Annotated in this window: 15 protein-coding genes; 9 read left to right on the top strand and 6 right to left on the bottom strand. The window is 74.4% G+C overall.

Going from position 1 to position 19,179, the window contains the following annotated elements:
• The first annotated feature begins 64 nt into the window (after positions 1–64).
• The 3 genes from MT994_RS18955 (at position 65) to MT994_RS18945 (ending at position 4,548) form a co-directional block, all read left to right on the top strand.
• On the top strand, positions 65–1,117 hold the full coding sequence (locus MT994_RS18955; RefSeq protein WP_354807541.1) for a hypothetical protein: 1,053 nt from the start codon (positions 65–67) through the stop codon (positions 1,115–1,117).
• Positions 1,118–1,285: 168 nt separating this feature from the next.
• Positions 1,286–2,074 (top strand): beta-phosphoglucomutase family hydrolase, encoded by a 789-nt coding sequence (locus MT994_RS18950; RefSeq protein ID WP_354807539.1) that lies wholly within the window; start codon positions 1,286–1,288, stop codon positions 2,072–2,074.
• Positions 2,071–4,548 (top strand): glycosyl hydrolase family 65 protein, encoded by a 2,478-nt coding sequence (locus MT994_RS18945; RefSeq protein ID WP_043656207.1) that lies wholly within the window; start codon positions 2,071–2,073, stop codon positions 4,546–4,548. The genes MT994_RS18950 and MT994_RS18945 overlap by 4 nt, the downstream gene beginning before the upstream one ends.
• A gap of 93 nt (positions 4,549–4,641) precedes the next feature.
• Here MT994_RS18945 and MT994_RS18940 read toward each other — a convergent pair whose 3' ends face one another.
• The gene (locus tag MT994_RS18940) at positions 4,642–6,864 is read right to left on the bottom strand and encodes a prolyl oligopeptidase family serine peptidase (protein WP_354807538.1); all 2,223 of its coding nucleotides are present in this window, start codon (positions 6,862–6,864) and stop codon (positions 4,642–4,644) included.
• Between the two features lie 206 nt (positions 6,865–7,070).
• On the opposite strand from MT994_RS18940, the gene adhE reads away from it, so the two are divergent.
• The 3 genes from adhE (at position 7,071) to MT994_RS18925 (ending at position 10,705) form a co-directional block, all read left to right on the top strand.
• Complete coding sequence (adhE, locus tag MT994_RS18935; protein WP_354807536.1) at positions 7,071–9,815, top strand: bifunctional acetaldehyde-CoA/alcohol dehydrogenase; 2,745 nt, start codon at positions 7,071–7,073, stop codon at positions 9,813–9,815.
• 214 nt (positions 9,816–10,029) lie between these two features.
• Positions 10,030–10,251: a helix-turn-helix transcriptional regulator gene (locus MT994_RS18930; protein ID WP_031315411.1), complete on the top strand. Its 222-nt coding sequence runs from the start codon at positions 10,030–10,032 to the stop codon at positions 10,249–10,251.
• A gap of 64 nt (positions 10,252–10,315) precedes the next feature.
• Positions 10,316–10,705 carry a hypothetical protein gene (locus MT994_RS18925; protein ID WP_021480880.1) on the top strand — a complete coding sequence of 130 codons (390 nt, stop codon included), beginning with the start codon at positions 10,316–10,318 and terminating at the stop codon, positions 10,703–10,705.
• A 7-nt stretch (positions 10,706–10,712) separates the two neighbouring features.
• Here the strand turns inward: MT994_RS18925 and MT994_RS18920 are convergent, their stop codons facing one another.
• Both MT994_RS18920 and MT994_RS18915 read right to left on the bottom strand, forming a co-directional pair.
• Positions 10,713–11,438: a response regulator transcription factor gene (locus tag MT994_RS18920; protein WP_031315413.1), complete on the bottom strand. Its 726-nt coding sequence runs from the start codon at positions 11,436–11,438 to the stop codon at positions 10,713–10,715.
• The gene (locus tag MT994_RS18915) at positions 11,435–12,658 is read right to left on the bottom strand and encodes a histidine kinase (RefSeq protein ID WP_168946063.1); all 1,224 of its coding nucleotides are present in this window, start codon (positions 12,656–12,658) and stop codon (positions 11,435–11,437) included. The genes MT994_RS18920 and MT994_RS18915 overlap by 4 nt, the downstream gene beginning before the upstream one ends.
• Positions 12,659–12,853: 195 nt before the next feature.
• Between MT994_RS18915 and MT994_RS18910 the strand changes: the two genes are divergently transcribed.
• From MT994_RS18910 to MT994_RS18900, 3 genes are all read left to right on the top strand, one after another.
• The gene (locus tag MT994_RS18910; RefSeq protein WP_194520991.1) at positions 12,854–13,435 is read left to right on the top strand and encodes a M15 family metallopeptidase; all 582 of its coding nucleotides are present in this window, start codon (positions 12,854–12,856) and stop codon (positions 13,433–13,435) included.
• Positions 13,436–13,557: 122 nt separating this feature from the next.
• The gene (gene ligA / locus MT994_RS18905; protein WP_354807572.1) at positions 13,558–15,945 is read left to right on the top strand and encodes an NAD-dependent DNA ligase LigA; all 2,388 of its coding nucleotides are present in this window, start codon (positions 13,558–13,560) and stop codon (positions 15,943–15,945) included.
• A 34-nt stretch (positions 15,946–15,979) separates the two neighbouring features.
• Positions 15,980–17,083 carry a hypothetical protein gene (locus tag MT994_RS18900; protein WP_354807533.1) on the top strand — a complete coding sequence of 368 codons (1,104 nt, stop codon included), beginning with the start codon at positions 15,980–15,982 and terminating at the stop codon, positions 17,081–17,083.
• Positions 17,084–17,092: 9 nt separating this feature from the next.
• Here MT994_RS18900 and MT994_RS18895 read toward each other — a convergent pair whose 3' ends face one another.
• From MT994_RS18895 to MT994_RS18885, 3 genes are all read right to left on the bottom strand, one after another.
• The gene (locus MT994_RS18895; RefSeq protein WP_241770100.1) at positions 17,093–17,365 is read right to left on the bottom strand and encodes a hypothetical protein; all 273 of its coding nucleotides are present in this window, start codon (positions 17,363–17,365) and stop codon (positions 17,093–17,095) included.
• A 200-nt stretch (positions 17,366–17,565) separates the two neighbouring features.
• The gene (locus MT994_RS18890; RefSeq protein WP_354807532.1) at positions 17,566–18,477 is read right to left on the bottom strand and encodes a dihydrodipicolinate synthase family protein; all 912 of its coding nucleotides are present in this window, start codon (positions 18,475–18,477) and stop codon (positions 17,566–17,568) included.
• A gap of 10 nt (positions 18,478–18,487) precedes the next feature.
• Positions 18,488–19,153: a ThuA domain-containing protein gene (locus MT994_RS18885; RefSeq protein WP_021483712.1), complete on the bottom strand. Its 666-nt coding sequence runs from the start codon at positions 19,151–19,153 to the stop codon at positions 18,488–18,490.
• Positions 19,154–19,179 lie beyond the last annotated feature (26 nt).

Here is a 19,179-nt window from a genome sequence, read left to right as displayed (position 1 = left end):
GACGGCACGTGGTTCGTGACGAGGTGCGCGGTCTCCCGCGCGAGGCGGCCCGCGGGGGTGCGGCATGACCGCGGTGAGCGGGCTCGGGCCGTGGCCCGGCGGAGAGGGCGCGGACGTCCTCGAGGCGCAGCTCACGGTGCTCGGCGACCTCGCCGACGTGCCGACGGGCGTGCGGGGCGTGCCGTTCCTCGTCCAGCTCCCGGGCCGCGGGCCCGGCGCCGACGCGACGGGGCGGACCGCGGCGCTGCTGCCCGGGCTGCCCGTCGAGCTCGGCCCCCACGGCTGGAAGCTCGCGGACCACGGCGGGGCGGACCTGCGCCGCGCGGAGGCGTACATTCGCGAGGACGTGGAGGCGCTCGCCATCGCGGGCGCCGGGTACGCAGGGCCGCTCGCCGTGACGGTCACCGGGCCGTGGACGCTCGCCGCCGGGGTGTACCTCGCGCGCGGCGACCGCGTGCTGTCCGACCGCGGCGCGGTGCGCGAGGTCGTCGAGGCGCTCGCCGCGGGCGTGGCCGAGCACGTCGCGCAGGTGCGCCGTCAGGTCCCGGGGGCGGACGTCGTCGTGCAGGTGGACGAGCCGCTGCTCGCGCAGGTGGGCGCGGGCGTGCTGCCCACGTTCTCGGGCTACTCGCGCCTGCGCGCCGTCCCCGGCCCGGACCTCGTGGACGGGCTGCGCCCGGTGCTCGACGCCGCGCGCGCCGCGTCCGCGTCGACGGTCGTCCACGTGGGGCCCGCCTGGGTGGGCGTCGCGCCGGTCGTCCTCGCGGGCGCCGACGCGGTCGGCCTGACGCTCGGCGCGTGGGACGAGCGGTCCTGGGAGACGGTCGCGCGCGCGGTCGAGCGCGGCGTGCGCCTCTGGGCCGCGCTGCCGCCCGCGGAGGTCTCGCAGTGCGCGGGGCCGGCGCTGGGCGAGCTCGCCGACCTCGTCAGCGTGCCGTGGCGCCGCATCGGGCTCGGGCTGCCCGCGCTCGACGACGTGACGCTCCTCGGCGCGCCGCGGTCCGGCGTCGGCGGCGGCCCCGGTCGCGGGGTCGCCGGCACGCCCGACGAGCACCGCGCGCTGCTCGCGAACCTCGGCCGCGTCGCCGACGTCCTGGCCGAGCGCGCCCACGCCTGAGCGTCGCCCGGACACGCCCTGAGCGCTTTCCGCGCACGGCTCCGGGTGCGTACGCTTGACCTCGCGCGACGGTCACGACGGCGACGTGCGGACGGCCGTCCCGCGGCCTCCGGACGGCGCGGGAACGGCCGGGCGCAGACCCTCGTCCCCCCACCGCGAAGGATCTCCATGCCCGTCCTGCGAGCCGTGCTGTTCGACCTCGACGGCGTCCTCACGCCGACCGCCGAGCTCCACATGCGCGCCTGGGAACGGCTGTTCGCGCCCTACTGCGCCGCGCACGGCCTCGCCCCGTACACCGCCGCGGACTACTTCGCGTCGATCGACGGGAAGCCGCGGTACGACGGCGTCGCGACGTTCCTCGCGTCGCGGGGCGTCACGCTGCCGCGCGGCGAGGTCACGGACGCGCCGGGGGAGTCCAGCGTGTGCGCGCTCGGCAACCGCAAGGACGAGATCGTCAACCGCATGTTCGCCGAGGAGGGCATCGCGCCGTACCCGGGCTCGGTCCGGTTCCTCGACGCCGTGACCGCGGCGGGCGCGGCGGTCGCCGTCGTGTCGTCGTCGCGCAACACGCCCGCCGTCCTCGCGGCGGCCGGGCTCACGCACCGGTTCGCGGTCGTCGTGGACGGGAACGTCGCGGCGCGCGAGCACGTCGCCGGCAAGCCCGCACCGGACACGTACCTGTACGCGGCCCAGCTGCTCGACGTCCCCGCCGCGGAGGCCGTCGTCGTGGAGGACGCGCTGTCGGGGGTGCAGGCCGGCGCGGCCGGCGGGTTCGGGCTCGTGCTCGGCGTCGACCGCGGGGTCGGCGCGGACGCGCTGCTCGCGCACGGGGCCGACGTCGTCGTGGCCGACCTCGGCGAGCTCGACGCGACGGTCCTCGACCGTCCTCGCGAGGCGACCGCCGACGCCGTCCGTCCCGCCGTGACCGCCCCCGCCGACGAGGAGGCGGGCGCGTGATCCGCCGGACCGCCGACGAGCGCGGCACCGTCGACCGCCTGCGCTTCCCGGCCGACCCGTGGCGGCTCGTCGAGTCGCAGTTCTCCGCGGAGGACCTGGGGGTCACCGAGACGCTGTTCGCCGTCGCGAACGGCTACCTCGGCATGCGCGGCAACGTCGAGGAGGGCCGCGAGTCCCACTCGCACGGCACGTTCGTCAACGGCTTCCACGAGACGTGGCCCATCCGGCACGCGGAGGAGGCGTACGGCTTCGCGCGCGTCGGGCAGACGATCGTCAACGTGCCGGACGCCAAGGTCATCCGCCTCTACGTGGACGACGAGCCCCTCCTGCTGCCCGTCGCGGACCTCATCGACTACGAGCGCTCGCTCGACCTCCAGGACGGCGTCCTGCGGCGCGAGCTGCTGTGGCGCACGCCGTCGGGCAAGCGCGTCCAGATCCGCTCGCAGCGCATGGTGTCGTTCGTCGAGCGCCACCTCGCCGTCATGACGTTCGAGGTCACGCTCCTCGACGCGGCCGCGCCCGTCGCGATCTCGTCCCAGATCCTCAACCGCCAGGACGGCCAGGACGAGTACCACGTGCGGTCCGCGTCGCTGGGGGAGGGCTTCGACCCGCGCAAGACGAACCAGTTCACCGGCCGGGTGCTGCAGCCGCAGACGCAGTTCGGCGACGACGAGCGCCTCGTGCTGTCCTACCGCTGCACCAACTCCGGCATGACGCTCGCCGTCGCGGCCGACGACCTGCTCGAGACCGAGAACGAGTGGGACGTGCGCACGCTCGCCGAGGACGACCTCGCGAAGCACGTCTTCCGCGTGCACGCCGAGCCCGGGCGGCCCATCCGGCTCACCAAGCTCGTCGCGTACCACACGTCGCGCGGCGTGCCGTCGCGCGAGCTCGTCGACCGCTGCCGGCGCACGCTCGACCGGGCGCGCGAGACCGGCGTCGAGGCCCAGCTCGCGCTCCAGCGCGAGTGGCTCGACGACTTCTGGGCCCGCTCCGACGTCGAGATCCCCGGCCAGCCGGGCGTCCAGCAGGCCGTGCGCTGGAACCTGTTCCAGCTCGCGCAGGCCACGGCGCGCGCCGAGGGCAACGGCGTCCCCGCGAAGGGCCTCACCGGCTCCGGGTACAGCGGGCACTACTTCTGGGACACCGAGATCTACGTCCTGCCGTTCCTCACGTACACGAGCCCGCGGTACGCGCGCAATGCGCTGCGCTTCCGCTACCAGATGCTCGACGCCGCCCGGCGCCGCGCCGCGGAGCTGTCGCAGAAGGGCGCGCTCTTCCCCTGGCGCACGATCAACGGCGAGGAGGCGTCCGCCTACTACGCGGCCGGGACGGCGCAGTACCACATCGACGCCGACGTGAGCTACGCGCTCGTGCAGTACGTGCGCGCGACGGGCGACGAGGACTTCCTGCGCCGCGAGGCCGCCGACATCCTCGTCGAGACCGCGCGCATGTGGGAGGACCTCGGCTTCTGGCGCGCCAACGGCGACGACAACTTCCACATCCACGGCGTCACCGGGCCGGACGAGTACACGACCGTGGTCAACGACAACCTCTTCACGAACGTCATGGCGCGCTTCAACCTGCGCGCCGCGGCGTACGTCGTCGAGCGCATGAAGGCCGACCACCCCGAGGACTACGCGCGTCTCGTGGACCGGCTCTCGCTCGGCGCGTACGAGGCCGCGGAGTGGGTCCGCGCGGCCGACCACATGTCGATCCCGTACGCCGAGAGCATCGGCATCCACCCGCAGGACTCGCACTTCCTCGAGCGCGAGATCTGGGACCTCGCGCACACGCCCGAGGACAAGCGGCCCCTCCTGCTGCACTACCACCCGCTCGTCATCTACCGCTACCAGGTGCTCAAGCAGGCCGACGTCGTGCTCGCGCTGTTCCTCCAGGGGCAGCACTTCAGCGCCGAGGAGAAGCTCGCCGACTTCGAGTACTACGACCCGTTGACCACGGGCGACTCGACGCTCTCGGGCGTCGTGCAGTCCATCGTCGCCGCCGAGGTGGGGTACCACGAGCTCGCGCTCGAGTACTTCGTGTCGTCGATCTTCGTCGACCTCGCGAACCTGCACGCCAACGCGTCCGACGGCGTGCACGTCGCGTCCGCGGGCGGCACGTGGTCCGCGCTCGCGTACGGGTTCGGCGGCATGCGCGACTCGGAGGGCGACCTCACGTTCGACCCGCGCCTGCCCCAGGAGTGGGAGTCGCTCACGTTCCGCGTGCAGTGGCGCGGCTCGCGGCTGCGCGTCACCGTGCTGCCCGACGCGATCGAGCTCGACGCCGAGACCGGCGACGGCGCTCAGGTCGTCGTGCGCGGCGAGCAGGTGAAGGTCGTCCCGGGCGAGGTCGCGCGCGTCGCGCTCGACGGCCAGGGCCCGGTCAGGCCGGGCCGCCCGAGCCTGCGCGCCCTCTCCGGCAACCGCCGCGAGGACGGCACCCTCATCACCGCGACGGTGCCGCACTCCTGAGGCCCGCCCGCACCTCGCCGACCAGGTGGTCCTGGCGCGTCCGGTCTCGCGGACGCGCCAGGACCACCTGCTCGGCCCGGGGGGAGCGCCCGGTCAGCCGAGGCGCTCGGCGAGGAAGCGGTAGTGCACCGCGGCCATGTGCGCGGCCTGGGCGTTGTTCGCGGCGCCGCCGTGGCCGCCCTCGATGTTCTCGTAGTACGTGACGTCCTTGCCCTCGCCGAGCATCTTCGCGGCGAGCTTGCGCGCGTGGCCCGGGTGGACGCGGTCGTCCTTGGTCGACGTCGTGAACAGCACGGGCGGGTAGTCGCGCTCGGCGTCGAACAGGTGGTACGGCGAGAACGTGCGGAGGAACTCCCACTGCTCGGGGTCGTCCGGGTCGCCGTACTCCGCGGCCCACGACGCCCCCGCGAGGAGCTTCGTGTAGCGGCGCATGTCGAGCAGCGGCACGCCGACGATGACGGCGCCGAACAGCTCGGGGTACTGCGTGAGCATGTTGCCGGCGAGCAGGCCGCCGTTGGAGCGGCCCTCCATCCCCAGGTGCTCGGGCGTGGTGATCCCGCGGGCGACGAGGTCGCGCGCGACGGCGGCGAAGTCCTCGTAGGCGCGGTGCCGGTTCGCCTTGAGCGCGGCCTGGTGCCAGGCGGGCCCGTACTCGCCGCCGCCGCGGATGTTCGCCACGACGTAGACGCCGCCCTGCGACAGCCACGCGCGGCCGAGCGCGCCGGAGTACGCGGGCGTGAGCGAGATCTCGAAGCCGCCGTACCCGTACAGGAGCGTGGGCGCGGTACCGGTTCCGCTGCCGCCGTCGCCCGCCCCCGCGACGAGGTCCGCGCGGCCCACGACGAAGTACGGCACGCGGGTGCCGTCGTCGGACGTGGCGAAGTGCTGCGCGACCGTCATGCCGTCGGCGTCGAAGAACGCGGGGTTGGACTTGACGACCTCGGGCGCGCCCGCGTCGCCCGGGTGCTCGCCGAGCGACAGGAGCGAGAGCGTCGTCGGCGTGAGGTAGTCGGTCGTGACGAGCCAGAGGTCGTCGGTGTCGACGGGGTCGACCGCCCCGACGGCGACGGTGCCCAGCGCGGGCAGGCCCGGGATCTCCGAGCGCACCCACGGCGCGTCCGCGGCCTCCTGCCCGACGGCGCCCCCGGGCGCGGCGGCGTCCGGCGGCGTCAGCACGTGCAGCCGGTTCTTCACGTCGTCGAGCACGTTGACGACGAGGTGGTGGCGCGTCCACGTGGCGCCGGCGAGCGACGTCGTCGCCGTGGGCTCGAAGAGCACGGTGAAGCCGCGGTCGCCCGCGAGGAAGTCGTCGAACCGGGCCGCGAGGAGCGACCCGGCGCGGTACGTCGTGCCGCCGACGGTCCAGTCGTCGCGCAGCTCGACGAGCAGCCACTCGCGCCGCACGCCGACCTCGGCGGAGTCGGGGACGTCGATCTTCGTCAGTCGCTGCTCGGGCGTGCCGGCGCGCTCGGCGAGGTAGAGCTCGTCGGAGTAGAACGCCTTGGAGCGGTGCACGAAGTCGCGCTCGAACCCGGGCGTGTGCGAGCGCCAGGCGGAGATGTACATGTCGTCGTCGGTGCCCTCGTAGACGGTCACCGCGCCGTCGAGCGGGGTGCCGCGCGTCCAGCGCTTGACCACGCGCGGGTACCCGGACGGCGTGAGCGTGCCTTGGCCGAAGTCGGTGAAGACGTAGACGGTGTCGGCGTCGATCCAGCCGAGCGAGCCCTTGGCCTCGGCGCGGTGGAAGCCGCCGTCCTCCGGCGCGACGAACCGCTTCTCCACGAGGTCGAACTCGCGCGTGACGTCGGCGTCGGAGCCGCCGGGGGAGAGCTCGACGAGCGCGTGCCGCCACGGCTCGCCCGCGGCGAGCTGCTCCGGCGTCGGGCGCAGGACGCTCGCGCCGTGCCAGACCCACGACTCGCCCTCGGCCGCGGCGAGCGCGTCGAGGTCGAGGACGGTCTCCCACTCCGGGTCGTCGGTGCGGTAGGACTCGAGCGTCGTGCGCCGCCAGACGCCGCGCTCGTGCTGCGCGTCGCGCCAGAAGTTGTAGTACCGGTCGCCGATCTTCGAGACCTCGGGGATCTTCGCGTCGGAGTCGAGCACCTCGCGGATCGCACGCTCGGTCGCGGCGAACTCGTCGGCGGTCTCGAGCGTGTCGGCGACCTCGGCGTTGCGGGCGCGGACCCAGGCCAGCGCCTCGTCGCCCTCGACGTCCTCGAGCCAGAGGTACGGGTCGTGGGGGGTGCCGTCCGGTCGGTCGGTCGCGGCGCGGCTCTCGGTCGCGGGCGAGGGGCTCGTCGTCTGCTCGGCGGTCATGGTCACCCACCCTACGGCGCGCTGGCCGCGGTGCGGAGGTCACGAGGAGGCGGGGACCTTCGGCCCGCATCGGGGCCGGACCCTTGTGGGGACGCGCGGCTTGTGAAAACCTTCACAAGTAGAGAGACCGCCGAAGGAGCCGGGGCATCCCGGCCCCGGCACACCCGCGGCCGACGCCCGGCGAGGTCGGGCACCGGAGGGGACGCATGAGCGCGAAGAGCGCCAGCACGAAGGTCGAGAACCGCACCGAGGACACCCGCACGACGCACGAGATCGACGTCCTCGTCGAGCGGGCCCGCAAGGCGCTCGACCAGTACATGAGCCTCACGCAGGAGGACGTCGACCGGATCGTCCTCAAGGCGTCCGTCGCCGGCCTGCACCAGCACGGCCACCTCGCGCAGATGGCCGTCGCCGAGACCGGGCGCGGCGTCTTCGAGGACAAGGCGACGAAGAACATCTTCGCGTGCGAGCACGTGCCCAACTCGATGGCGAACCTCAAGACGGTCGGCGTCATCGGTCGCGACGAGCTCACGGGCGTCGTCGAGATCGCCGAGCCCGTCGGCGTCGTGTGCGCCGTGACGCCGGTGACGAACCCGACGTCGACCACGATCTTCAAGTCGCTCATCGCGCTCAAGACGCGCAACCCCGTGGTGTTCGCGTTCCACCCGAGCGCGCAGCGCTCGTCGGTCGAGGCGGCCCGCATCGTGCGTGACGCCGCGGTCGCGGCCGGCGCGCCCGACGACTGCATCCAGTGGGTCGAGCACCCGTCGATCGAGGCGACCAACACGCTCATGCACCACCCGGGCGTCGCGCTCATCCTCGCCACGGGCGGCAACGGCATGGTCCGCGCGGCCTACTCGGCCGGCAAGCCGGCGCTCGGCGTCGGGGCCGGCAACGTCCCCGCCTACGTCGAGAAGAGCGCCGACCTCGGCCGCGCGATCAACGACGTCGTCATGTCGAAGGCGTTCGACAACGGCATGGTGTGCGCCTCGGAGCAGGCGCTCATCCTCGACGACGTGATCTACGACGACGCGATGCGCGAGCTCGCCCGCCTGCACGCCTACCGGGTGACGCCCGCCGAGAAGGCGATGCTCGAGCGCCTGATCTTCGGGGTCGAGGCGAACGGCACGAACTGCGCGGGGGCGAAGCTCAACCCGAAGGTCGTGGGCAAGTCGCCGGTGTGGATCGCGCGCGAGGCCGGGTTCGAGGTCCCCGACGACACGTCGATCATCCTCGCGGAGATCGACGACGTCGGCCCCGACGAGCCGCTGAGCCGCGAGAAGCTCACGCCCGTCCTGGCCGTCCTGCGGGCACGCGACACCGAGCACGGCGTCCGCCTCGCGGAGCGCATGGTCGAGCTCGACGGCCTGGGCCACTCGGCCGCGATCCACACGTCCGACGAGGCGCTCGTCGAGCGGTACGGGTCGCGCGTGAAGGCCGTGCGCGTGCTGTGGAACAGCCCGACGTCGCTCGGCGGCATCGGCGACATCTACAACGCGCTGCTCCCGTCGCTCACGCTCGGCTGCGGCAGCTACGGCGCGAACTCGGTGTCGAACAACGTGTCGGCGGTCAACCTCATCAACGTCAAGCGGATCGGGCGGCGCAACAACAACATGCAGTGGTTCAAGGTGCCCGCCAAGACGTACTTCGAGCCGAACTCGATCCAGTACCTCGCGCAGATGCGCGACGTGCACCGCGTCACGATCGTCACCGACAAGGTCATGAGCCGCATCGGCGTCGTCGACCGCGTGCTCGACGTCCTCGCCCGCCGCGAGGAGAAGGTCGCGATCCAGATCATCGACGCGGTCGAGCCGGAGCCGAGCGTCGGCACCGTGAACCGCGGCGCGGAGTCGATGCGCGACTTCGAGCCCGACACGATCATCGCGATCGGCGGCGGGTCGCCGATGGACGCCGCCAAGGTCATGTGGCTGCGGTACGAGCACCCGGAGATCGAGTTCTCCGACATGCGGGAGAAGTTCTTCGACGTGCGCAAGCGCGCCTACAAGTTCCCGGAGCTCGGGGGGAGGGCGAAGCTCGTGTGCATCCCGACGTCGTCGGGCACCGGCGCGGAGGTGACACCGTTCGCGGTCATCACCGACCCGGAGACGGGCTTCAAGTACCCGCTCGCGGACTACGCGCTCACGCCGACCGTCGCCATCGTCGACCCCGTGCTCACGGACACCATGCCGGCGAAGCTCGCGGCCGACTCGGGCTTCGACGCCCTCACGCACGCGACCGAGGCGTTCGTCTCCGTCTACGCGAACGACTTCACCGACGGGTTGTGCCTGCAGGCGATCAAGATGGTCTTCGAGCACATCGAGGACTCGGTCACGCAGGGCGCGGCGGCCCCGAAGGCCCGCGAGAAGATGCACAACGCGGCGACCATCGCGGGCATGGCGTTCGGCTCGGCGATGCTCGGCATCGTGCACGCCATGGCGCACACCGTGGGCTCGACCTTCCACCTCGTGCACGGGCGCACCAACGCGGTGCTCCTGCCGCACGTGATCCGCTACAACGGCCAGGTGCCCACGAAGCTCACGAGCTGGCCCAAGTACGAGCGCTACGTGGCCCCGGAGCGGTTCCAGGAGATCGCGAAGCACCTCGGGCTGCCGGCCTCCACCCCGGAGGAGGGCGTCGAGTCGTACGCGAAGGCGGTCGAGGAGCTGCGCGCCAAGGTGGGCATCGAGGCGACGTTCGCCGCGCAGGGGGTCGACGAGCGCGCGTTCATGAGCCGCCTGGACGACCTCGCGCTCCGGTCGTTCGAGGACCAGTGCGCCCCGGCGAACCCGCGGATGCCGGTCCTGGAGGACATGCGCGACATCCTCGTCGCGGCCTACCGCGGCAGCAGCCGCGAGGTCGTGCGGGCAGAGCGTCTCGCGGCCCACGAGGGCGCGAGCACCGAGGACGGGCAGGCGGCGACCCCGCCTGCCGGGAGCGTGGCGGCCGGCTGACCCTTCCCGGCCCCACGAAACCCGGAGCCCGACGGCGCGAGTCCCCTTCCGCCGTCGGGCTCCGTCGTGTGACGGGGGGCCCGCAGTGTGCTATCTATGAGTAGCACGCGTCGCGCGGGCGCCCCTCGCGGAGCGGGGGGAGGGGTCGTTCGGGAACGGGGTGATACTGATAAGTCTGTAGACCGAGGAGTAGCGCTGGGTGACGGTTGCACGCGTGCAAGGAGATCTGCAGCGCGCGCTGGGTGAGAACCTGCGGACCCTCCGGGTCGGCCGCGGGATGAGCCAGGAGGACTTCGCCGAGTTCCTCGGCGTCCACCGGACCTACATGGGCGGGGTCGAGCGCGGGGAGCGCAACCTGACCCTCCGCTCGGTCGAGAAGCTCGCCGAGCGGCTCGACGTCGACCCCGTCTCGCTCCTCCGTCCACCGCCTTCGTAACGGCGCGGTCCGGCGTGTCGGACGCCCCCGGCATCATGGTCCCGTCGCCGGGGAGGTGATCGGCATGACCGACGTGCTCGACAGCACGACAGGGGGATCAGCAGTGTGGGCTTCGCCGCTCGGGAGGCCGTCCTGGCAGGTGGACGACTGCCCGCCGTGGTGCGTGGCCGTCCACGAGGAGGGCGACCACCCGCACGACCGCAAGCACCTCGGCCCGGAGCTCACGGTGCCCGCCACGACCCTCGCGGCGCACGCGTCGCCGGACGGCGTGCACCGGGACGAGCGGTCGGCGTCGGAGCTCGTGGTGTCGCTCCACCGCAGGGACGGGTCGCACGACACGTGGGTCTACGTGGGAGACGGGTTCGAGCAGCGCGTCGAGGTGCTGCTCGGCGACATGTGGCGCATCGTCGAGGCGTTCGGGCACGCGGTCGAGGGCCTGCCCCCGGAGGCGTGAGCCGGGCTCAGGCCGTGCCGCCCGGCCGCACGAACCCGGCCTCGTACGCGAGGATCACGAGCTGCACCCGGTTCGTCAGCCCGACCTTGGTGAGCAGCGACCGCACGTGGCTCTTCACGGTCGCCTCGGTGAGGTGCAGCTCCGCCCCGATCTCGCGGTTCGACAGGCCGCGCGCGACCGCGAGGAGCACCTCGCGCTCGCGCGGGGTCGCCGCGTCGAGCCCGGTGACCGCGGACCCGGTCTCGACGGCGTCGGAGGCCGCGAGCGGCGCCTGCCGGGCGAGCTCGACGTAGGTCGAGATGATGCGGCCCGTGACCGCCGGGTCGAGCAGGGAGTCGCCGGCGTGGACGCGGTGCACGGCGTCGACGAGCGACTGGGGGTCCGCGTCCTTGAGGAGGAACCCGGCGGCGCCCGCGCGCAGCGCGCCGTAGACGTACTCGTCGTCGTCGAACGTCGTGAGGACGAGCGTCCGCACCGCCGCGAGCTCGGGGTCGGCCACGATGCGCGCGGTCGCCTCGATGCCGTCCAGCCGGGGCATGCGCACGTCCATGAGCAGGACGTCGGGGCGCAGGGCGCGCGCCATGGCGACCGCCGTCTCCCCGTCCCCGGCCTCGCCGACGACCGTGACGTCCGGCTCGTTGTCGAGGATCATGCGCAGGCCCAGCCGGATGGTCGCCTGGTCGTCCACGACGACGACGCGGACCGGCGTCGTGCCCGTGCCGGGGGCGCTCACGCCGCCGCCCGGGGGACTCGCGCCTCGACCGTCCAGCCGCCGCGCCCGTCCGGCCCGGCGGACAGCGCGCCCCCGGCCGCGAGCGCCCGCTCGCGCATGGAGGTCAGGCCGTGGCCCTGCCGCCCGTCGGTGCTCGGCAGCGGCGGTCCGGCGTCGTGGACGCGCAGGCGCAGGTCGCCCGCACGGTCGGTCAGGGTCACGGTCACGTCGTGGGCGAGGGAGTGCAGCAGCACGTTGGTCAGGGCCTCCTGGGCGATGCGGACGACGGCGAGGCCGGACTCGGCGCTCGTCGCGGGCCACGGGTCGGGGAGCGTGAGGTCGACGGCGCGCCCGGCGTCGCGCAGGCGGCGGGCGGCCGCGCGCAGCTCGTCCGCGGCCCGGTCGCCGTCGGGCGTCGGGGCGAGGGCCGCGGTGCCGCCGTCGGCCTCGGTGCCGCGGCGCAGCACCTGCACGACGGACCGCATCGCGGTGAGCGCCTGCTTGCCCTCGTCGGCGATCCACCGCACGGCCTCGGCCGGCGCGTCCGGACGGTTCGCGGCGACGCGGTCCGCCGCCTGGGCGCGCACGACGATCGCCGACATGTGGTGCGCGACGACGTCGTGCAGCTCGCGCGCGATCCGCGTGCGCTCGGCGAGCACGGCGCGCTCCGCGAGCTCGGCCTGGAGCGCCTGGAGCTCCGCGTTGCGCTCGCGCAGGCTCTCGGACGTGAGGGCGAGGCGGCGGAAGAAGTACCCCGCGGCTACCGCGACCAGCACGAGGGCGAGCGCGAGGACGACGTCGGAGGGGGAGTTCGCGACCCAGAGCTCCTCGACGAAGAAGGGCCGGGGCGGCAGGACGAGGCCCGGGCGCCCCGCGAGCTGCAGCGCGAACGCCGCGAGGCCGGCGCCGACCGTCGCCAGGACCGGCGGCACCGCCCCGGACCGCGTCGCCGCGAAGGCCGCGATCATGAGCGGCACGAGCTCGAACGGGGTCTGCATGATCCAGGGGATCGCGAGCGGGTACAGCGTGACGGTGCCCCAGAACAGCGGGCCGGGCGCGACGCGCCGCAGCGCGAGCGCGAGCACGATCCCCAGCCCGGCGACCCGGTACGAGTCGGGGAAGCGCGGGTACCAGTAGTCGCCGCGCTCCATGACCATGACCACGGTGAACCACACGGCGCCCGCGACGAGCGCGGTCGCGAGGTCCTGCGCCCACACGGGCAGGCGGGTCGTCGGGGGCACGCGTCCACGGTAGCCGGGGCGGGTCGTGCGCGGCACCGCCCCGGGAGGGAACCCGGCCCGTGCCGCCTCCGCCCCAGGGCGGAACGACGTCGGGCCGGGGGCGGACGCTCCCCGACCGGCTGCACCGCACGGCGGGGCCGAGGAGTCGCCGTCGGGTCGATGTGGCGCGAGGTCGCCGCGGGCGAGCCTCGTCCCATGACCACGACCCCCCTGCGCCCCACCCCGCCCGCCCGCCACGTCCCGGGCTCTCGCGGCCCGCGGCGCGTCGCCCGCACCGTGCTCGGCGTCCTCGCCGTCGGCGCGCTCGGCGCGGCGGGCGCGCTCACGTACCTCACCGTGACGACGCACGACGGCGACGCCGTCGCCGACCCGTCGCCCACCCTGCGCCCCCAGACCGCGACCGGGCTGGACCCCGAGCTCGAGCGGCGCTTCGACGAGGCGCGGGCCGCCGCCGACGCCGAGGGGGTCGAGCTGACGCTCACCTCGGGGTGGCGCACCGCGGCGGAGCAGGAGCAGCTCGTCGAGGCGGCGCTCGAGCGCTACGGGTCGCCCGAGGAGGCCCACCGGTGGGTGCTCCCGCCCGAGACCTCCGAGCACGTCGCGGGCCTCGCGATCGACGTCGGGCCGACGGACGGCGCGCTGTGGCTCGGCGAGCACGGCCCCCGGTTCGGCCTGTGCCGCACGTACGCGAACGAGATGTGGCACTTCGAGGCCGCGACGGAGCCGGGCGGGACGTGCCCGCCGATGCACGAGGACGCCTCGCACGGCTGGGGGTGAGGGCCCGCCGGGGTGCGGTCCGGGGGGCGGCGGATGTGGGCGGTCCGCGCGATGATGTGCGGGTGAGCGAGAGCACCCCCGCGACGTCAGCGCCGACCCCCCCGACCCCGACGGACGAGGACGTGCCCGCGGCGTCGTCCGCCGCCGAGCTCGACGAAGCCGCGGCGCAGCGGCGCTGGGCCGAGCTCGTCGCGCAGGTCGAGGCCGACCAGCGGGCCTACTACGAGGAGGACCAGCCGGTCTCGTCCGACGCGGAGTACGACGCGCGGATGCACGAGCTGCAGGCGCTCGAGGCCGCGCACCCCGCCCTCCAGACGCCCGAGTCACCGACGCAGCGCGTGGGCGGGCGGGCCGCGGCCGGCTTCGCGACCGTCCAGCACCTCGAGCCCATGCTCTCCCTCGACAACGCCTTCAGCGCCGAGGACCTCGCCGCGTGGGCGGCACGCGTGCACCGCGACCTGGGCGTGGCCGCGGACGCCGAGGTGGACTACCTGTGCGAGGTCAAGATCGACGGCCTCGCGATCGCGCTGCTCTACGAGAAGGGCCGTCTGGTGCGGGCCGCCACGCGCGGCGACGGGCGCACGGGCGAGGACGTGTCCGCCAACGTGCGGACGATCCCGAGCATCCCGCAGCGCCTCGCCGGCGACCCCGCGACGCACCCCGACGTCATCGAGATCCGCGGCGAGGTGTTCATGGGCGTCGCGGACTTCGCCGCGCTCAACGAGAAGCTGGTCGCCGCGGGCCAGGCGCCGTACGCGAACCCGCGCAACACCGCGGCCGGGTCGCTGCGCCAGAAGGACCCGGCCGTCACCGCGAGCCGCAACCTGCGCATGTACGCGCACGGCGTCGGCGCGCTCCAGTGGGAGGCCGGCGAGCACGCCGAGCTCGCGCGGCAGTCCGACGCCTACGCCCTGTTCGAGCAGTGGGGCGTGCCGGTGTCGCCGCACAACCGGGTCGTGCACGGGCTCGACGAGGTCATGGACCGCATCGCCTACTTCGGCGAGCACCGGCACGACATCGAGCACGAGCTCGACGGGATCGTCGTCAAGGTCGACGAGCTCGCGCTCCAGCGGCGGCTCGGCGCCACGAGCCGCGCGCCCCGGTGGGCCATCGCCTACAAGTACCCGCCCGAGGAGGTCAACACGCGCCTCCTCGCGATCCAGGTCGGCGTCGGGCGCACGGGCCGCGCGACCCCGTACGCCGTCATGGAGCCGGTCAAGGTCGCGGGCAGCACGGTGCGCCAGGCGACACTGCACAACCAGGACGTCGTCCGCGCGAAGGGCGTGCGCATCGGCGACATGGTGGTGCTGCGCAAGGCGGGCGACGTCATCCCCGAGATCCTGGGCCCGGTCGCGGCGCTCGCGGACGACGGCTACCCGCGCGAGGACTTCGTCATGCCCGCGGACTGCCCGGAGTGCGGCACGCCGCTGCGCCCCATGAAGGAGGGCGACGTCGACCTGCGCTGCCCCAACGCCGAGTCGTGCCCCGCCCAGGTGCGCGGCCGCGTCGAGCACATCGGTTCGCGCGGAGGGCTCGACGTCGAGGTGCTCGGCGAGGTGACGGCGGCCGCGCTCACGCAGCCGCTCGAGCCGGCCGAGCCGCCGCTGCGCACGGAGGCCGGGCTGTTCGAGCTGAGCGTCGAGCAGCTCGTCCCGATCCGGGTCGTCGTGCGCGACTCCGAGACCGGGCTGCCGCGCGAGTACGACGGCACGGGCGAGCCGGCCGAGATCACGATGCCCGACGGCTCGACCGCGACCGTGAAGTCCGTGTGGCCGTTCCGGAAGAAGCGCAAGCTGTCGAAGGCCGCGGAGCGCGAGGCGATCGAGGCGGGGGAGCCGCTCTTCGAGGCGTCGACCAACGCGACGAAGCTCGTGGAGGAGCTCGAGCTCGCGAAGACGAAGGACCTCTGGCGCATCCTCGTCAGCCTGAACATCCGGCACGTGGGCCCGGTCGCGGCGCGTGCCCTCGCGGACTGGTTCGGCTCGCTCGACGCGATCCGGGCCGCGACGCGCGACGAGCTCGCCGCGGTCGAGGGCGTCGGGCCCGTGATCGCCGACCAGGTCGTCGAGTGGTTCACCGTCGGCTGGCACGTCGAGATCGTCGATCGCTGGCGGGCGGCCGGGGTGCGCTTCGAGATCCCCGACCACCCCGGCCCCGGCGCGCGCCAGGAGCCGACCGGTCCGCTCGCCGGGCTGACGGTCGTCGTGACGGGATCGCTCGAGGGGTTCAGCCGCGACGGCGCCAAGGAGGCCGTCATCGCGGCGGGCGGCAAGGCGTCCGGGTCGGTCTCGAAGAAGACGGACTACGTCGTCGTCGGGGCGAGCGCCGGCTCCAAGGAGACGAAGGCGCGCGACCTCGGGCTGCCGATCCTCGACGAGGAGGGCTTCGTCGCGCTCCTCGCCGGAGGGCCCGACGCCGTGGCCGACCGTCTCGGTGCGGGCTCGGCGTCGGACGACGCGGGCGACGCCCCGGCCGGGGAGGGCGGGGGAGAGCCCGGCGCGGACGGCTGAGCCGCGCGTCGGGCCGGGCGCCTACGATGCTCCGGTGCTCGACGCCACCACCGCCCCGTCCCGTACCGTCCCGACCCTGAGCGGCGCCCACCTCGTGGGCTCCGTCAACCTGCCGACCGCGCGCGAGACCTTCCGCGCGGTGGGGGAGCACCTCGGGGACCACGTGCGCCGCGTCCCCGACGGGGAGGTCGGCGAGCGGTTCCACTGGATCCTCTTCCAGGGCGAGCGGTTCTCCGCCGTCGACGGCCTCGCGCGCGTCCCGGTGGACCCGGTCGTCGTCGCGGGGTTCGACGTGCGCCCGCACGTCCTCGACGGCTCCGTCGACGCGGCGGACCTGCGGTTCGGCCCGCTCGGCTACGCCGACGCGGCCCTCGCCTCGTACGCCGACTTCGTCGCGCTGCGCGAGGAGGGCGCCCTCCCGGCCGGGGCCCGCTTCCAGGTGTGCCTGCCCTCGCCGCTCGCGCCGGTGACGGCGTTCGTCGCGCCCCAGGACCGCGCGGCGGTGCACCCGGCGTACGAGGCCGCACTCGTCCGCGAGCTCGCGGCGATCACCGCCGCGATCCCCGCGGAGGACCTCGCGGTCCAGGTCGACCTCGCGACCGAGTTCGCGTTCGTCGAGGGCGCGAACCTCGGCGGCGGGGCCGCGCGCGCGTGGTTCGACGCCGAGGCGGGGGGAGACGAGGACGTCGTCGCGGGGTGCGCGCGCCGGGCCGCGGCGTTCGCGCGGCACGTGCCCGCCGGGGCCGAGCTGGGGTTCCACCTCTGCTACGGCGACGTCGCGGAGAAGCACTTCGTCGAGCCGACGGACACCGCGAACCTCGTCCGCGTCGCGAACGCCCTCGTGGAGCACCTCGACCGGCCGGTCCAGTGGGTCCACCTGCCCGTCCCGATCGCGCGCGACGACGTCGCGTACGCCGCGCCGCTGGCGGACCTGCGCCTGGACCCGGCGACGGAGCTCTACCTCGGGCTCCTGCACCACGAGGACGGTGTCGAGGGCGCCCGCCGTCGGCTCGCCGCTGCGGCGTCGGTGCTCGGCGACCGTCCGGTCGGCGTCGCGACGGAGTGCGGCTTCGGCCGCGGCCCGAGCGAGCGCACCACCGGCCTGCTCGACCTGCACGCCGCGGTGCTCGCTGCCTGAGGCACGCCTCTACGTCGTCGGCGTGGCGACCAACGGCCACCAGTGGCGCTCGACGAGGTCGCCCGGTGCTTCTCGCGGTACCCAGGTGCCCGGGACCCGGACGGCTGAGATCGCGGCGCGGAACACGGCGAAGTACGCGAACGGGGTCGGCCACGGGTAGTCCGCCGCCGTCGTGGACACCGTGTTGCGCACGTACCCGACGAGCGTGAGGTCGGCGTGCCCGGCGAGGACCGCGGCGGCCAACCTCTCGGCGGCCTGCTGACCCGACTCCTCGGCTGCCACTCGCACCGTAGGCAGATCCGGTTTCCCGGAGCCGTCACGGGGGACGCAGAAGACGGCGCCGTCGCGCTCGACGAGGAGCCGAGCGAGGCCGGTCGGTTCAGGGCACCTTCCTCCACCCGGAGTCCGGACGACGTCGGCGCGACCGCCCGGCGGCAGCCACGGCGCGTCGGCGACGCTCCGGACGACGTGGTGGCCGGGAGTCACACCGGGGCCGGGGTGCCAGGCCGCCGGGCGACGACCTCGCGCAGCCGCGCGACGCCGTCGGGCGGGACGGGGAGCGACGGCCCGCGCGGGGGAGCGGTCGGCACGCCGAGCAGGGTGGCGAGGGCGTGGAACCCGCTCACCGGGCGCAGGTCGACGAGCACGGCGGTCAGGTCATGGAGCCAGCGGGCGACCCGCGCGTCGGGCACCGTGCCCGCGGTGCGGGCGCGGCGGAGCGCGACGTACTCCGCGGGGACGAGCGCGGCGAGCCCGGTGTGCCAGGCGTCGGCCGGCTCGGCGCCGCGCACGAGGGGGACGTCGCCGCTCAGCCCGACGCTCACGCCGAGGCCGTCGGTCGCGGCCCGCAGCTCGGCGACCCGCCCCCCGGGTCGCGCGGGCGTGGACGCCGCGTCCTTGACCGCGGCGACGGTCGTCGTGCGGGCGAGGTGCGCGAGGGTGCCCGGCGTGAGGTCGTACGCGGTCTGGACGCTGCGGTTGTAGAAGCACACCGGCAGGTCGACGGCCGCCGCGACCGCCTCGAACAGCGCCACGACCTCCGCCTCGTCGAGCGGGAGGTAGGAGAACGGCGCGAGGACGAGCCCGTCGGCGCCCGTGTCGCGCGCGGCACGGGCCCGTGCGAGGACCTCGCGCGTCGACGCGCCGCTGACGGCGACGTGGACGGGCACGGCCGTGGCGCCCGTCGACCCCGCCGCCACGGCCGCCCGCACGACGGCGTCGCGCTCGTCCGGGTCGAACGTGACCCCGGCGCCCGACGACGCGAGCACCACGACGCCGTCGACCCCGGCCCCGACGGCGTCCCGGACCAGCCGGCCGAGAGCCTCGAGGTCAGGGGCGTCGTCGTCGGTGAGGGGGGTGATCGGGTAGGCGAGCAGGCCGCGGAAGGCGGTCATGCGCGCGGGCTCAGCGGCTCGCCCAGAGGATGCCGCGCTCGACGATCGTGCGGATCGGAGGTACCTCGAGGTCGGCGAGCTGGTGCCCCGCCGCACACACGAAGATGCGTCCGGCGCCCCAGCGTCGCGTCCACACGGCGGGGGAGACGACGGGCTCGTGCCACGGGTCGCCGTCGCGCGGGAGGATCGTCGTGGTCGCGAGGACGTCGTTGTACGAGTCGGCGAGCACCCAGTACTGCTCCGAGTGCAGCGCGATCGAGTCGATCCCCGCGACGATCGGGTGGTCCCCGCGCTCGGGCACGATCTCGATCGTGTGGTCCACGAGGTCGTGCGCGTGGGCGGCGAACTGCCCGCCCACCATCTGCAGGTAGTCGGTGGCGAGCCGGAACGAGTCGACGATGCCGCCGTGCCAGCCCGCGAACCCGGTGCCGTTCGCGATGGCCGTGCGCAGGCCGCGCATCTCGTCCGGGAGGATCTCGCCCATCGTCCAGCACTGCACGACGAGGTCGAGGCTCGTCATGAACTCCTCGTCGGCGTACGCCTCGAGCGATCCCTCGAGCGTCACGTCGTAGCCGGACGCCTCGAGGAACGGGATGAACAGCTCGGCGGCCTCCTCGGGTGCGTGCCCGGGCCACCCGCCCCGGACCACGAGCGCTCGACGGTTCCGCTCGGTCATGACTCCTCCTCGTGCTTCGTCACACT

Source organism: Cellulosimicrobium sp. MI9406, assembly GCF_040595865.1.
Taxonomy (GTDB): Bacteria; Actinomycetota; Actinomycetes; order Actinomycetales; family Cellulomonadaceae; genus Cellulosimicrobium; species Cellulosimicrobium funkei.
Note: the sequence above shows the minus strand (reverse complement) of the source record. Positions and strands in the feature narration are given on the sequence as shown.

Coding starts and splice junctions, on each gene's coding strand:
- MT994_RS18890 (WP_354807532.1), bottom strand. CDS start 18,477: ATGACCGCCTTCCGCGGCCTGCTCGCCTACCCGATCACCCCCCTCACC.
- MT994_RS18910 (WP_194520991.1), top strand. CDS start 12,854: ATGACCACGACCCCCCTGCGCCCCACCCCGCCCGCCCGCCACGTCCCG.
- MT994_RS18950 (WP_354807539.1), top strand. CDS start 1,286: ATGCCCGTCCTGCGAGCCGTGCTGTTCGACCTCGACGGCGTCCTCACG.
- MT994_RS18940 (WP_354807538.1), bottom strand. CDS start 6,864: ATGACCGCCGAGCAGACGACGAGCCCCTCGCCCGCGACCGAGAGCCGC.
- MT994_RS18925 (WP_021480880.1), top strand. CDS start 10,316: ATGACCGACGTGCTCGACAGCACGACAGGGGGATCAGCAGTGTGGGCT.
- MT994_RS18955 (WP_354807541.1), top strand. CDS start 65: ATGACCGCGGTGAGCGGGCTCGGGCCGTGGCCCGGCGGAGAGGGCGCG.
- adhE (WP_354807536.1), top strand. CDS start 7,071: ATGAGCGCGAAGAGCGCCAGCACGAAGGTCGAGAACCGCACCGAGGAC.
- MT994_RS18885 (WP_021483712.1), bottom strand. CDS start 19,153: ATGACCGAGCGGAACCGTCGAGCGCTCGTGGTCCGGGGCGGGTGGCCC.